This is a genomic window from Capillimicrobium parvum, from assembly GCF_021172045.1.
Taxonomy (GTDB): Bacteria; Actinomycetota; Thermoleophilia; order Solirubrobacterales; family Solirubrobacteraceae; genus Capillimicrobium; species Capillimicrobium parvum.
The window spans coordinates 3075062-3089448 of sequence record NZ_CP087164.1; the positions used below are offsets into that span (position 1 = coordinate 3075062).

Sequence of the window (14387 nt, forward strand, 5' to 3'; positions counted from 1 at the left end):
CCGGCGCGATGGCGAGCACGCCCGTCCACCAGGACATGCAGGTGCACTCGACGTTCTCCGACGGCGCCGACACGGTGGAGGCGAACGTCGCGGCGGCCGAGGCGGCGGGCCTGACCGAGATGACGTGCGTGGACCACGTCCGCGTCGGCACCGACTGGCTGCCGGAGTACGTGGCCGAGGTCCAGCGCGCGCGGACGCGGACGCACGTGCGCCTCGTGTGCGGCATCGAGGCCAAGCTGCTCGACACGACGGGCCGGCTCGACATGCCCGACGAGCTGCCGCCGGGCATCGAGGTGATCTACGCGGCAGACCACCAGGTCGCCATGGACGACGGGGTCAACCATCCCGACGACGTGCGCGACCGCCTGGCCCGCGGCGAGCTCGACGGCGCCGAGGTGTTCCGCTGCCTCATCGAGTCGACGCGGCGCACGCTCGACCGCCCGCAGCCGGTCGTGATCGCGCACCTCTTCTCGATCGTCGGAAAGCTCGGGCTCGACGAGTCCGACGCGCCGCTGGACCAGATCGAGGCGCTCGCCGACGAGACCGCCCGGACCGGCCAGCGCATCGAGGTCAACGAGCGCTACAAGACGCCGTCCGCGCGCACCCTGCGTCCGTTCGTCGACCGCGGCGTGCCGCTGCTGGTGAGCACCGACAGCCATCGGGCGGACACGATCGGCCGTTACGACCACTGCCTGACGGTCCTGCGCGAGCTCGACGCCGTGCCGGCCTACGGCGGCACCTGAGCCGGGCCCCCGGCGGGCTGCCATGGCCTGGTCGATCATCCACCCGATCCTCGTGGCGATCGTCATCGCCGGGGCGATGCCGCTCATCGCCGGCTGCTACCAGTTCCTGCTTGCCGGGTTCAACGGCTTCTTCGGCGTGTGGAAGCGCGAGGGTGTGCCGGGCGTGCCGCTGCCGCGCGTCGCGGTCATCGTGCCGGCGTGGAACGAGGCGGCGGTCATCGGGCGCACCCTCGACACGCTCATGGCGCTCGACTACCCGGCCGACCGCCTGCGCGTGTACGTCGTCGACGACGCCAGCACCGACGAGACGCCCGGCGTCATCCTCGGCAAGTCGGCCGAGTACCCGGGCCGCGTCTTCCACGTCCGCCGCGAACAGGGCGGCGAGGGCAAGGCACACACGATCAACCACGGGCTGCGCACCATCCGCTCCGAGGACTGGTACGAGGCGATCCTCATCATCGACGCCGACGTGATCTTCACGCCGCGGTCGCTGCGCAAGATGGCCCGCCACCTGACGCGCTCGGAGGTCGGCGCGGTGACGGCGTACATCAAGGAGGGCAGCCGGCCCGAGAACTTCATGAACCGCTTCATCGCCTACGAGTACGTCAACGCACAGGCGGGGGCGCGGCGCGCGCAGAACGTGCTCGGCGCACAGGCCTGCCTGGCGGGCGGCGCGCAACTGATCCGGCGCGACGCGTTCGAGGCGATCGGCGGGGTGATCGACACGTCCTCGCTGGCCGAGGACACGTTCACGACCCTGAACATCCAGCTCGCCGGCTGGCGGGTCGTCTTCGAGCCGCACGCGATCGTGTGGGCCGAGGAGCCGCGCGACATCGGGGGTCTGTGGAAGCAGCGGCTGCGCTGGGGGCGCGGCAACGTGCAGGTCACGCTGCGCTACCGGCGCGTGTGGCTGCGGCGATGGACGGCGGGGCGACTGGGCAGCCTGAGCTTCGCGCTGATCTGGTTCTCGGTCTTCCTGATGCCGGCGTTCATGATCTCCTCGTCGCTGGCGCTGATCGTGCTGTGGCTGCACGACCGCGACGTGTCGATCGAGGCGTTCCGGCTGCTGTGGTTCGTCAACCTCGCGACGTACCTGTTCATCACGCTGTCGAGCTTCTCGCTGGACTGGTCCGCGGCGCGGGTGGCGTGGCGGGAGGCGTTCCTGTTTCCCGGCCTGATCAGCCTCGCGATCATCGCCTACGCGATCGTCCCCGACCTCATCGGCGAGGTGGGCGGCGACGCGTTCCTGCTGTTCGCCTACGTGTGGCTGTCGGCGTCGATGCTCGCGGCGTGGCTCGTCAAGCGCATCGAGGCGACGCGCGTGCTCGGCTGGGCGGCGCGGCCGCTGCTGTACGTCGTGGGCTTCGGGCCGGTGCTCTGCGCGATCACCGCGAACGCCTACGTCAAGGAGATCCGGGGCTCGGAGATGGTGTGGGAGAAGACCGAGAAGACCGGGACCGTCGGCGAGCTGGCGTGATCAGCCGGCGTCGCCTTCGCCGTCGGGGCGCTGGCGCTTGAGCCAGTCCGAGAGCTGCTGGCCGACGTCGGACACCGACGAGCCGGCCTGCGAGAACGCGTCGGTGACGCGCTTGGTGTAGTGGTCCTGGGCGGCGTCGACCTCGTCTCGCAGCGGCGGCTCCTGCCCGCGGCGGATGTACTCGCCGCCGGCGATCCGGTCGTACTCGCCCGAGCGCACCCAGGCGAGCAGCTCGCGGACCCGCCGCACGGGCATCGGGTGCGTGAGGCGCAGGTCCTGCGTCAGGCGGGTCAGCCGGTCGAGTCCCCGGCCCTCGTCGTAGTCCATCGCCTGCTGGATGAACGCGTCGAGGTTGAGCTCGGCCGCCGCCTCCCCCGCCGTGATGATCATGAGCGAGCGGCAGACCGCGATCGGGTCGCGCGTGACGAGCGCCGCGGCACGGTCGCAGGAGAGCTCGGCGTTGCGAAACCACTCGAGCAGCGCGAGCTGGATCGCCGCGAGCGGCAGGCCGGCCAGCAGGGGCAGCCGCGCCGCGCCGCCGAGCCGGATGAGGATGATCAGCGCGGTCTGGTAGAGGACGTGGTCGGAGTGCACGTGCGCCGCCTCGTGCGCGAGGACCGCGCGCCGGCCCTCGTCGTCGAGCAGCCGCACGAGCTCCGAGTTCAGCAGCACGACCGGCTTGTCGACCCCGATCGTCGCGGCGTTGGCCAGCGGGAACTGCGTCATGTAGAGATCGGGCACCTGCTCGATGTCGAGCGCGTTGAACGCCTCGCGGTGCAGCACCCAGATGTGCGGCAGCTGGTGCTGGCCGAGGCGCACCGCCGCGCCGAGCGACGCCGCGCGCAGCGCCCGCTCGTAGCCGAGCGCGATGAGCTTGCGCACCACGTCGTCGAGGTACGGGACCTTCCCCAGGGCGGCGGTCGCGGCGCGGTCGGCCGGGTGCTGGTAGGCCCGCGGCGAGATTTCCGGCAGCTTGTACGCGTGGACGGGGAGCGTCATGCCGGCGGCTCGTCCGCCGGGCGGTAGGCGAGTCCGCCGGCGTGCAGGTCGCGCTCCATGCGCTCGAGGCGCTCGAGGCGCCGCTTGAGCGCCGGGTGGGTGCGCAGCGGCGCGAAGTCGCTCTCGTCGGTGGGCAGCAGATGGAAGCTGTCGCGTCCGGCGACCGCGCGCAGGTCGCTGATGGGCACCCGGTCGATGCCGCCGCTGACCTTCACCAGTGCGGAGGCAAGGGTGGCGGGACGCCCGGTCAGGGCGACGGCACCCGCGTCGGCGGCCAGCTCGCGGTAGCGCGACAGCGCGCTCGTCCCGAACTGGGCCACCCAGCCGATGGCGAGCGCAAGGCCGTTGCCGAACCACATCCACCAGGCGCCCCAGAACTGGCGTCCGCCCTCGAGCAGGACCGCCCCGGGCGTGCCGACGACGGTCATGACCATCGCGTCGCGGTTGAGCAGGTGGGCCAGCTCGTGCGCCACGACGGCCTCGAGCTCCTCGGGCGTCAGGGCCGCGAGCAGGCCGCGCGTGACGTGCAGCTGCGGGCGCTTGCCGATCGGGGCGATGATCCACGAGTTCGGCTGGCGCTCCTCGTCGAGGACGAGGTCCGGCTTCGGCAGGTCGGCCAGCGCGCACAGCCGCTCGACGGCGTCGTGGAGCTCGGGCGCGCTCTCGCGCGCCAGCGAGCGGCCGCGGTCCATCTCGTTGCGCGCACGGACCGCCCGGGCGATGCCGATCACGGCAGCGATGCCGACCGCGATGGCGAACTTCAGCGGCAGGAGCAGCACGACAGCGGCGACCGCCGCGAGCACGACGAGCGGCGTCAGGACGGCAGCGACGACCATGCGGGCCTGCAGTCCGCGGTCCGCGGGAACGAGATCCCGAGTGCGCCGCATAGCCGAACGATACCGGCCCGCGTCCCCGGGCTCACCCGCTTCCGGCAACCTGGTCGGCACACAGGCGCGCAACGGCCCGCATCGGGGCGGGTTCGCCGCCGGCGTCGGTCGCCCCGGTCCGGCGGCTGAGCGCCTCGAGCTTCTCGGGAGTGTCGTACTCGCCACGCCTCGACGCCTCGCGCACGATGCAGCGGCACAGCCGCCGGTCGAGCCTGCCCCGCGACCCCTGCAGGCACGCGAGGCGCAGCTTCGCCTTGGCCTCCTGGAGGGTCGGGCCGCCGGAGCCGGAGCGCGAGCCGGCCCCGGAGCTCCCGCCGCAGCCGGCCACGAGCGCGGCCACCAGCACGGCGCCGAGCAGGCTGCGCACCCGCGGCTACCCGAACCCGGCGATCGACCGCGCCACGACGACGGCGGCGACGAACAGGACGATGGCGATCTCACGCAGCAACAGCCGGTGCTCGAAGCGGGCGTCGTCGCGCAGCTCGGCGTCGAGCGGGTCCCCGGCGACGGCCACGGCGGACACGGCGGCGGCGGCGTCCTCGGCCGTCCTCGGGGTGGGTGGGTCGCCGGACACGGCGGATACGGCGGCGGCGGCGGCGTCGGCCTCGGCCGCCTCGGCGGCGGGTGGGTCGCCGGCGGGCTGGGCGTCCTTCGGCATGACCGACAGCATGACGGCCGACGGGTGCGCGGCGTCGTGGAAGACCTCCTGCTCGGCCGCGACGAGCGTTCGCGCGGTGGCCGGAGCCTCCCCCGTGCCCGGGTTGCGCGCATAGCGCGGATGAGCGCCGCTGGAGACCTGGACGCGGATCCGGTGCCCGGCGCGGAAGCGGTGCGCGGTGGGCCACAGGTCGAGCGCGACCGCGCGCACGCCGTCCGGCCCCGCCCCGGGCGAGCCGGGCGAGAGCCGCAGGAGCGCGTCGCAGACGTTCAGCGACACGCCCTCGGGCAGCACGTCGCAGATGCGCACGAAGACGTCGGTGTTCTCGAGGCTCGAACGGAAGTGGATCTCGGCGCTCACCGGACCGATGGCCTCGAGATCGTCGGCGAGCGGCGCGGAGGTGAAGACGATGACGTCCTCGCGCGCCTCGAGCGGGCGGTTGTCGGTCACGGGCTGGCGCGCAAGCAGGACGGGCCCGCCGATCGCGGGCGTCGGGTGCGCCGGGTCGTAGCGGTAGTGGTCGGGCTCGCCGTCCGGCGGCGGCGGATCGGCCGCGAGCCCCCCGCCGGGCTGGAGGTGCAGGCGCAGCGTCCGCGCCTCGGGCGGGGGCCAGGTCTCCAGCGATCGCCACGCGCCCTCGCCGCCGACGAACAGCTGCACGGGCGCGTCGCGCAGCAGGCGGCGGTCGTCGAGCAGGTGCGCGCGCAGCCACGCGAGGCCTTGGCGCGTGCTGGTGGCCAGCACCCCCGGCGACGTGTGCGCCCACGGGCCGATGATCAGCTGGGTCTCGTGCCCCGCACGCCGCAGCGCGACGTGGTCCTCGATCATCCAGGGCAGGAAGATGTCGTACCAGCCGCCGATGAGCTGGACGGGCGCCGTGACGCGCCCGACGTCCGGGGAGTAGTCGCGCAGCCGCCAGTAGGGCTCGTCAGGCGCGGTCCGCTCGAACCACTCGCGGTAGAACGGCAGCGACTCGCCGGCGACGAGCGCGTCGAGCTCGCCGAGAGGCAGCTCGTCGAGGATCTTCGGCAGCCGGCGGCTCAGCCCGAACATGAGCCGCAGCGGGAACAGCCGCCGCTCCTGGGCGGCGATGATGAACGTCCACGACAGCGCGGTGTCGAGCGCCAGGCTGCCGCCCGGGAAGGCCTGGCCGTGGAACTGCGACGCGGTGATCGAGGGCGCGAGGGCGCCGAGCTCGTCCCCCGCCTCCGCGGCGACCGCCCACTGCACCAACCCCATGTAGCTCGAGCCGATCATCCCCACCGGCCCTTCGCACCACGGCTGCCCGCGCAGCCAGCGCAGGGTCGCCAGGCCGTCGGCGCGCTCGTCGAACGGCGCGAAGCGGCCGCCGGAGCCGAACGTCCCCCGCACGCTCTGCACGACGACCTGGAAGCCGCGCTCGGCGAGCAGGCGCCCGTAGACCACGCCGAAGAAGCCGCGGCGGCCGTACGGCGTGCGGACGAGGACCGTCGGCGGCTCGTGCCCGGCCGCGCCCGCCGGGACATAGCGGTCGGCGAGCAGCACCACCCCGTCGTCCATGGTCGCCGGCAGATCGCGCAGCACCTCGACGTCGCGCGTCTGCGGCGCGGGCAGGCGCAGCGACCGGCCGAGGATCTCGCTGAGCAGGCTCACCGGCCTCCATCATGCCCACCCGCGGCCGCGGCGGCGCGAGGTCGCGCCACTCCGGCGGCCGCCGGGAACCCACGGCGCCCCTCCAGGCCGCCGACGTTCGGCCGTCCATGCCCGCTGAGCGGGCACAGACAGCCGAACGTCTCCAGGCCGGGCGATCAGGCGGCGGCGGACAGCAGCTCGGCAGGCTGCCGGACGTCGAGGACGATCGCGCCCTCGGCGCCCTCCACCGCGCGGACGCGGTCGCCGTCGGCCAGCCGGCCGTCCAGGATCGCGCGCGTGAGCTCCTTCTCCAGCGTGCGGCGCACGTGGCGCTGCAGCGGCCGCGCGCCGAACTCGGCGTCGAAGCCGTCCCGGGCCAGCCGGGCGACCAGCGCCTCGTCGACCTCGAGCTCGATCCCCCGCTCGCTGCGCAGCCGGTCGGCCACCCGGGCGACGATCAGGCCGGTGATCTGCCGGACCTGCCCGGCGTCCAGCGCGTGGAACGTGACGATCTCGTCGATGCGGTTGAGGAACTCCGGCAGGAACGCCGCCTTGGCCGCGCCCAGCATCCGCTCGTCATCCGGCGCCGCCTGGGTGGCGGTGAAGCCGAGCGAGCGCTTGGCCGCGCCGGCGCCCAGGTTCGACGTCATCACGACGACCGCGTTGGTGAAGTCCACCGTGCGGCCCTCGCCGTCGGTCAGGCGGCCGTCGTCCATGAGCGCCAGCAGCACGTTCCAGACGTCCGGGTGCGCCTTCTCGACCTCGTCGAGCAGGACCACCGAGTACGGCCGCCGGCGCACCGGCTCCGTCAGCTGGCCGCCGTCGCCGTAGCCGACGTAGCCGGGCGGCGAACCGATCAGCCGCGCCACCGTGTGCGGCTCGCGGTACTCGGACATGTCGATGCGCACCAGCGCCTTCTCGGACGCGAACAGCCGCTCCGACAGCGCCTTGACGAGCTCGGTCTTGCCGACCCCGGTGGGGCCGAGGAACAGGAACGTCCCCAGCGGACGGTCGCCCTCCGACAGGCCCACGCGGGCGCGGCGAATGGTGTCGGCGACCACCTCGACGGCGGTCTCCTGACCGATCACGCGCTCGTGCAGCTCGTCCTCGAGGTTGCCCAGGCGCTCCAGCTCGCCGGAGACGAGCTCGCCCACCGGGATGCCGGTCCGCGCCGCGATCACCGCGGCGATCTCGGCCTCGCCGACGCGCGGACGCGCCGGGTCGGGGGACTCGCCCATGCTCTCCAGGCGCTCGCGCGCCTCCGCGATGAGCTCCTTGATCCGGCTGGCGTCCTCGTAGGCCTCGGCCGCGACCGCGGCCTCCTTCTCGGCTGCCAGGTGCTCGAGCTCCGCACGGATCCGCGCCGGCTCCGAGCTGCCCGCGCCGCCCTGCAGGCGCGAACGGGCCGCCGCCTGGTCGACCAGGTCGATCGCCTTGTCGGGCAGGTGGTACTCGCTGATGTAGCGGTCCGACAGCCGCGCCGCGGCCAGCAGCGCCTCGTCGGCGATCTCGCAGTCGTGGTGGAAGGCGTAGACGTCGCGCAGGCCGCGCAGGATCTCCACCGTCTGCTCGACGGACGGCTCGTCGACGGTCACGGGCGAGAAGCGCCGGGCGAGCGCGGAGTCGCGCTCGATCTTGCGGTACTCGGCGAGCGTCGTCGCGCCGATCATGCGCAGCTCACCGCGCGCGAGCATCGGCTTGAGCATGTTCGCGGCGTCCATGGCGCCCTCGGCGCCGCCGGCGCCGAGCACGGTGTGCAGCTCGTCGACGAACAGGAGGACCTTGCCCTCGCTGTCGGCGACCTCGGCGAGCACCGCCTTCAGGCGCTGCTCGAACTGGCCGCGGTACTGGGTGCCCGCGACCATGCCGGCCATGTCGAGCGCGACCACGCGGGCGTCGCGCAGCGCCTCGGAGACGTCGCCGTCGGCGATGCGCTGGGCCAGGCCCTCGGCGATCGCGGTCTTGCCCACGCCGGCCTCGCCGATGAGCACGGCGTTGTTCTTGCGCCGCCGCGACAGGATCTCGACGGTCTGCTCGATCTCCTGCTCGCGCCCGATGACCGGGTCGATCCGGCCCTCGCGGGCGTCGGCGGTGAGGTCGTGGCCGAACTCGTCCAGCGCGGACGACGGCTCGGTGGGGGCGCCGGCACCGGCGCCCGGCATCGCGCCGGCCCCGCCTGCACCCTGCACGGCCTGGCGGGCACACGGCTCGCAGAGCACCGCACCGCGGCGCCGCATGCCGTCGGAGAACATCATGCGCACCGTGCCGGGCCGCTGGCCGCACAGCTCGCAGACGTTCGGGTTCTCAGTGTTCATTCTCAGGCTCTTCCAATAGAAAAATCTCAGTGACTACGACTGAGATAATAGCGAAGATCTGAGACCCTTCGACCCGCCTTGGGCGCCGCTCCCTCAGCCCATCCGAGCCGCCGGCGCCGCATCCGTGGCATGGTCGAACTGCGCGGCGAGCTTCTGCGCCGCCCCGCGGTCGTCCGTCAGGATGCGGTCGGCCAGCGCGACGGTCTCCTCGTCGGCCGCGCGCGCCGCCCCGCGCTCGTCCGTCAGGATGGGGTCCGCCAGCGCGACGGTCTCCTCGTCGGCCGCCCGCGCCGCGACGCGCTTGAGCAGCTCGTAGCCCGCGATCTCCAGGTGCTCGAACGCGTAGGAGAACGCCGCGAGCTGCGCGGCTGGTCGTCGATCGTGTCTGCGGTCATGGGACGGGGATACCCGCCCCCGGCTTCGATGACCTACAGACCCAGCAACGTCAGGTGCCTATCCAGCGCGGCGGCGTCGAACGGCTCGGCGCGAAGGCCGAGGTAGCCGTCGGGGCGGACCACCAGCAGCGTGGGCGCCACCGGCCCGAGCCGGCCATGGACGCGCAGCGTGGGATCGGACAGCACCGGCACCGGCGTCTGCGCCGCGGCCTCGCCGATCACGACGGTCCGCGCCGCGACGAACCCGCCGCCGCGGCGCTCGGCCGCGGCGAGCGCCTGCGCGTGCTGCGGGGCGGGCCCGCTCCCGGCGAGATCGAGGACGAGCAGCCCCGGCGCGCGCATCAGCTCCCGCAGCGACGTGCGCCGGCCCGCCGCGTCGACGAGCGGCCCGGCGTCAGGCACGCGGTCGCCCGGCCGCGGGCCGGCCGTGCCCGGTACGCCCTGCACGATCGGGCTGCCGTGGTAGGCGACCGCGAGCTCGTGGCCCGCCTCGACGGCCGCGAGCACCTCGGCGGGCGTCGCCAGCGCGGCTGCCAGCGCCCGGTCGCGCGCGGCCGCGGCCTCGCCCTCCAGCACGTTGGCCTCGTGGGTCGCCCGCGAGCCGCGCACCGTGGCGAGCGCGACCGGCCGGCGCTCGGCCTCGTAGGAGTCGACGAGCGCATCCGGCGCCCCGGCGAGCGCGAGGCGCAGCTTCCACGCGAGATTGAAGGCGTCCTGGATGCCCGTGTTCATGCCCTGCCCGCTGACCGGGGTCATCGCGTGCGCCGCGTCGCCGGCCAGGAGCAGGCGCCCGGCGCGGAAGCGGCGGGCGACGCGATGGTGGATCGTGAAGCACGCCGCGTCGCCGACCGCGCTGATCCGCGCGCCGCGGCCGACGTGGCGGTCCAGCATCGCCTGCGCTTCGGCGCCGGACGGCGGCGCGCCCACCGGGGCCGCATCGTCGCGGAAGAACATCCGCACTGCGCCGCCGGGCAGCGGCATCGCCCAGAAGCCGTCGGCGTCGAGGAACACCGGCAAATCACCGGGCCCGTACGGCCACGCGTCGATCTCGGCGTCCAGCGCCGCCCACCGGCCCGGGAACTCGCCGCCGGCGAACGCGATGCCCGCGGCGGACCGCAATGCGCTGTGCACGCCGTCGCAGGCGACCACCCAGCCGGCGCGGCCGACCTCCCGCTCGCCGTCGCAGGCCACGACGCCGCCGCCGTCCGCCGCACGCAGGCCGTCCACGCCCACGCCCCACTCGACCGCGATCCCCGCCGCGCGGATCTCGTCCTCGAGGATCGCCTCGAGGTCGTGCTGGCGCAGGCTCACGGCGGCGGGCACGTCGCTGTCGATGCCGCGGAAGTCGAGGCGGGCGACCTCGCGGCCACCGGAGAAGAGCGGCACGCTCTCGATCGCGACGGCCCGCGCGAGGATCGCGCCCGCCACGCCCGTGTGCCCCCACAGCTCCAGCGAGCGGGCGTGCAGATCGGTCGCCCGCGACTGGGTCGAGCGGGCGGGCGCGCGGTCGACCACCCGGCAGGCGACGCCGTGGCGGGCGAGCTCGCAGGCCAGCGTCAGCCCGACCGGGCCGGCGCCGACGACCAGGACGTCCGTGGCGGCGATCACGGCGAGGCACTGTAATCGGGCGTGACGGAGGCCCGCCCAGCGAGGCTGCTTCACTGGATCCGGTGCCGCGCCTCGCCGTCGACCTCACCGCCCTGCGGCGCTCGCGCGACCTGCGGCTCATCACGATCGGCCAGGCGGCGGCGTCGCTCGGCACGCAGGCGGCACTCGTCGCCATCCCGTACCAGGTCTACGTCCTCACGAGGTCGCCGTTCCTCGTCGGCCTCGTGGGCGCCGTCGAGCTCGGCCCGCTCATCGCCGGCGCGCTCGTGGGCGGTGCCTGGGCGGACCGCTTCGACCGCCGCAAGGTGCTGCTGGCCGGCCAGGTGGTCGTGTCCATCGCCGGCGGGCTGCTGCTCGCGGCGTCGCTGGCCGGCGATCCGCACGTGGCGATCGTCTTCGCTCTGGCCGCCGTGCTCGCCGGCGCCACCGCGATCGTGCAGGTCGCGCGCGCGGCCGTCGTCCCGGCGCTCGCCGGCCCGGAGTACCTGCGTTCGGCGATCGCGGTGAACTTCGGGGTGGCCCAGCTGTCGTCGGTGATCGGGCCGGCGCTCGCCGGGCCGCTCATCGCGGTCGGCGGCGTGGAGGCGGTCTACGGGCTCGTCGCCGGCGGGTTCGCCGCGATGCTCGCGGTCACGCTGCCCCTGCCGCCGCTGAAGCCGACCGCGCGCGACGAGCCGCACGAGCCGATGGGCCGCTCGATCGCCGAGGGGCTGCGGTTCGTTGGGCGCAACCGGGCGCTCATGGGCTCGTTCGTGATCGACCTCACCGCGATGACGTTCGGGATGCCCCGGGCGCTGTTCGCCGTCCTGTCGCTGACCGTCTTCCACGCCGGCCCGGAGGGCACCGGGCTGCTGTACGCGGCGGTCGCCCTGGGCGCCCTCGTCGCCGCCATCCTGACCGGCTGGCTCGAGCACGCCCGCTGGCTCGGGCGCATCACGATCGTCGCCGTCGTCGTGTGGGGCCTGGCGATCGCCGCCGCCGGCATCGCGCCGAGCATCTGGATCTGCGCCGCGCTGCTCGCGCTCGCGGGCGCGGCCGACAGCGTCAGCGCGGTGTGCCGCAGCGTCATCAACCAGGCGGTGACGCCCGAGCACATGCGCGGGCGGATGTCGTCGGTGTTCATGCTCGTCGTGACGAGCGGCCCGCGCCTTGGCGACGTCGAGTCCGGCGTCGCCGCGACGCTGCTGTCGGTGACCGCCGCGGTCAGCACCGGCGGGCTGCTGTGCGTCATGGGCGTCGGGGCGGTGATGCTCGCGTTCCCGCAGCTCGCTGCCTACGACGGGCACCGCGAGGAGCGCACGCTCGCGGCGTAGTTGCGTCAGCCGCGCACGCGTACGTCGCGGGCCGGTCGTACGGCGTCCACTCGGTGGCGCTCGCGGGGGCCGGGACGCAGCAGGAGCTGAGGGCGAGGACCGGGACGGCTCGGCGGGCGGACCTGCGTTGACAAACGCCGGTGGACAGGAGAACTTGCGTCGCGTTGCACCGGGGTCCTCCCCGGGCACCGTTGACCAATGCGCTCCCTCCGACCACACGCCAAGGCGATGCCGTGACGCGCATCGGCCGCTACGACGAGCTGCCGTTCGGCTTCAGCTGGGTCATGGACGAGGCAATGGCGCGCACGTCGCACGCCATCGCCGACGACGGGCGGGTCTGGCTCATCGACCCCGTCGACGCGGGCGACGCGATCGAGCGCGCGCAGGGCCTCGGCGAGCCCGTGGCGGTCCTGCAGCTGCTCGATCGCCACAACCGCGACTGCGAGCCGGTGGCGCGCCGGCTCGGGGTGCCGCACGTGGCGATCCCGGGCGCGCTGCCCGACACGCCGTTCGAGGTCGTCCCCGTCCTCGATCACCGCTTCTGGCGCGAGCGGGCGCTGTGGTGGCCGGCGCGCAGGGCCCTGATCGTCGCCGAGGCGCTCGGCACGAGCCCGATGTTCACCGGCGGCGGACCGGCGGTCGGCGTGCACATGATGCTGCGGCTCACCCCGCCGCGCGGACTGCGCGCGTGCGACGCGCAGCACCTGCTCGTCGGGCACGGCGCGGGCGTGCACGGGCCGTCGACCGCGGCGGCGATCGACGAGGCGCTCGGCCGCTCGTACCGGGACCTGCCGAAGGTGCTGGTCAAGCTCCCGTTCGCCCTGCGCGGCCGGTAGCGTCCGGGGCATGCACGGACGCCGCCTCACCGCCGCCGCGCTCGGCGCGGCCGCCCTCATGGTCGCCGCCGCGCCCGCGGACGCCCGCCAGGTCGACGTCACCGAGTCGATGTCGGGCACGACCGTCACCGTCCGCACCGGCGACACGATCCGCATCTCGCTGCCCGCGAACGAGACGACCGGATACCGCTGGGGACTCGTGAAGCGCCCGGACCGCTCCGTCGCGCGGATCACGCGCCGGCACTACCGCCCGGACGGCGGCGGCATGCCGGGCGCGGGCGGCACGCAGATCTTCCGGCTGCGCTCCACGCGATCCGGGCGCACGCGGATCGCCGTCGCCTACGCACAGGTGGGCAGCGGGACGGTGGGCGACACGTTCTCGCTCAGGATCCGGGTGCGCCCGCGGCTATCTTGATCCGCGCATGCGCCACCAGCTGAAGCCGCTCTTCGACCGCGTCGTCATCAAGGAGCTCGAACCGGACCGCGTCCGCCACTCGGGTCTGGTCGTCCCCGCCGGGACGAACGAGCCGCCGCCCCAGCACGGGATCGTGCTCGCCGTCGGCCCGGGCATCGACTGGTGGCAGCCGGCCGGCGTCGAGATGCCGGTCAGGCCCGGCGACCACGTCGTCTTCCCGGCGAGCGCCGGTGCGTGGGTGGAGGTAGACGAGGAGCGCCTGCTGGTGTGCCGCGTCGCGGAGCTGCTCGGCGTGCTCGAGGAGATCCAGATCGGCACCACCGCCGACGCGGCGTAGCGGGGTCCTTCAGCCGAGCTCGTCGACGAGGTCGGCGACCGACTCGAGGGTCCGCGACGCCCGGTATGGGAAGCGCTCGGCCATCTCGCGCGTCGTGACGCCCGTGAGCACGAGGACCGTCTCCAGGCCGGCTTCGAGGCCCGCGACGACGTCGGTGTCCATCCGGTCGCCGATCATCGCCGTGGTCTCCGAGTGGGCGTCGATCGCGTTCAGCGCTGAGCGCATCATCAGCGGGTTCGGCTTGCCGACGAAGTAGGGCTCGTGCCCGGTGGCCCGGCTGATCAGCGCGGCGACCGAGCCGGTCGCCGGGACCGGGCCGACCGTCGTGGGGCCGGTCGCGTCCGGGTTCGTGGCGATGAAGCGCGCGCCGCCCACGATGAGCCGGATCGCCTGCGTGATGCGCTCGAAGCTGTAGGTGCGCGTCTCCCCCAGCACGACGTAGTCCGGCGAGCGCTCGGTCATCGTGTAGCCGACCTCGTGCAGCGCCGTGGTCAGGCCGGACTCGCCGATGACGAACGCCGAGCCGTTCGGGCGCTGGTCGTCGAGGAACCGCGCCGTGGCGAGCGCCGACGTCCAGATCGCCTCCTCGGGCACCTCGAGACCGCTGCCGCGCAGCCGGGCGGCGAGGTCGCGGCGCGTGTAGATCGAGTTGTTCGTCAGCACGAGGAACGGCGTGCCGCGCTCCCGCAGCCGGGAGAGGAAGCGCTCGGCGCCCGCGATGGCGACGTCCTCGTGGACGAGCACGCCGTCCATGTCCATGAGCCAGGAGCGGATCTCGCGGCGCGTCACCGGC

General features: G+C 74.1%; 13 protein-coding genes and 1 pseudogene. 6 read left to right on the forward strand and 8 right to left on the reverse strand.

Annotation, left to right across the window (positions count from 1 at the left end):
* Positions 1-8: 8 nt before the first annotated feature.
* On the forward strand, positions 9-743 hold the full coding sequence (locus DSM104329_RS15070; protein WP_259310666.1) for a PHP domain-containing protein: 735 nt from the start codon (positions 9-11) through the stop codon (positions 741-743).
* A 22-nt stretch (positions 744-765) separates the two neighbouring features.
* The gene (locus tag DSM104329_RS15075; RefSeq protein WP_259310667.1) at positions 766-2220 is read left to right on the forward strand and encodes a glycosyltransferase; all 1455 of its coding nucleotides are present in this window, start codon (positions 766-768) and stop codon (positions 2218-2220) included.
* On the opposite strand, the gene DSM104329_RS15080 is transcribed toward DSM104329_RS15075, so the two are convergent.
* The 7 genes and pseudogenes from DSM104329_RS15080 to DSM104329_RS15105 all read right to left on the reverse strand — a co-directional run bounded on the left by DSM104329_RS15080 (position 2221) and on the right by DSM104329_RS15105 (position 10693).
* On the reverse strand, positions 2221-3219 hold the full coding sequence (locus tag DSM104329_RS15080) for a M48 family metallopeptidase (protein WP_259310668.1): 999 nt from the start codon (positions 3217-3219) through the stop codon (positions 2221-2223). It lies immediately after the preceding gene.
* Positions 3216-4106: a M48 family metalloprotease gene (locus DSM104329_RS15085; protein WP_259310669.1), complete on the reverse strand. Its 891-nt coding sequence runs from the start codon at positions 4104-4106 to the stop codon at positions 3216-3218. The genes DSM104329_RS15080 and DSM104329_RS15085 overlap by 4 nt, the downstream gene beginning before the upstream one ends.
* 31 nt (positions 4107-4137) lie before the next feature.
* Positions 4138-4473 carry a hypothetical protein gene (locus DSM104329_RS15090; RefSeq protein ID WP_259310670.1) on the reverse strand — a complete coding sequence of 112 codons (336 nt, stop codon included), beginning with the start codon at positions 4471-4473 and terminating at the stop codon, positions 4138-4140.
* A 6-nt stretch (positions 4474-4479) separates the two neighbouring features.
* A complete protein-coding gene (locus DSM104329_RS15095) occupies positions 4480-6396 on the reverse strand; it encodes a CocE/NonD family hydrolase (RefSeq protein ID WP_259310671.1) in 1917 nt (638 codons plus the stop codon).
* Positions 6397-6551: 155 nt separating this feature from the next.
* Positions 6552-8690 carry an ATP-dependent Clp protease ATP-binding subunit gene (locus DSM104329_RS15100; protein ID WP_259310672.1) on the reverse strand — a complete coding sequence of 713 codons (2139 nt, stop codon included), beginning with the start codon at positions 8688-8690 and terminating at the stop codon, positions 6552-6554.
* 93 nt (positions 8691-8783) lie between these two features.
* Positions 8784-9044, reverse strand: a pseudogene (locus DSM104329_RS29125) (DUF892 family protein); the annotation flags it as partial.
* Positions 9045-9118: 74 nt separating this feature from the next.
* Positions 9119-10693, reverse strand: a complete 1575-nt coding sequence (locus DSM104329_RS15105; RefSeq protein ID WP_259310673.1) for an FAD-dependent monooxygenase — start codon at positions 10691-10693, stop codon at positions 9119-9121.
* 62 nt (positions 10694-10755) lie between these two features.
* On the opposite strand from DSM104329_RS15105, the gene DSM104329_RS15110 reads away from it, so the two are divergent.
* The 4 genes from DSM104329_RS15110 (at position 10756) to DSM104329_RS15125 (ending at position 13594) form a co-directional block, all read left to right on the forward strand.
* Positions 10756-12006, forward strand: coding sequence for an MFS transporter (locus tag DSM104329_RS15110; RefSeq protein ID WP_259310674.1), 1251 nt, complete (start codon positions 10756-10758; stop codon positions 12004-12006).
* Between the two features lie 233 nt (positions 12007-12239).
* Positions 12240-12842: a hypothetical protein gene (locus DSM104329_RS15115; protein ID WP_259310675.1), complete on the forward strand. Its 603-nt coding sequence runs from the start codon at positions 12240-12242 to the stop codon at positions 12840-12842.
* Between the two features lie 10 nt (positions 12843-12852).
* On the forward strand, positions 12853-13257 hold the full coding sequence (locus DSM104329_RS15120) for a protease inhibitor I42 family protein (protein WP_259310676.1): 405 nt from the start codon (positions 12853-12855) through the stop codon (positions 13255-13257).
* A 7-nt stretch (positions 13258-13264) separates the two neighbouring features.
* Positions 13265-13594: a co-chaperone GroES gene (locus DSM104329_RS15125; RefSeq protein WP_259310677.1), complete on the forward strand. Its 330-nt coding sequence runs from the start codon at positions 13265-13267 to the stop codon at positions 13592-13594.
* A gap of 9 nt (positions 13595-13603) precedes the next feature.
* Here the strand turns inward: DSM104329_RS15125 and DSM104329_RS15130 are convergent, their stop codons facing one another.
* Positions 13604-14353 carry an HAD-IIA family hydrolase gene (locus DSM104329_RS15130; RefSeq protein ID WP_407655919.1) on the reverse strand — a complete coding sequence of 250 codons (750 nt, stop codon included), beginning with the start codon at positions 14351-14353 and terminating at the stop codon, positions 13604-13606.
* Positions 14354-14387: the final 34 nt, after the last annotated feature.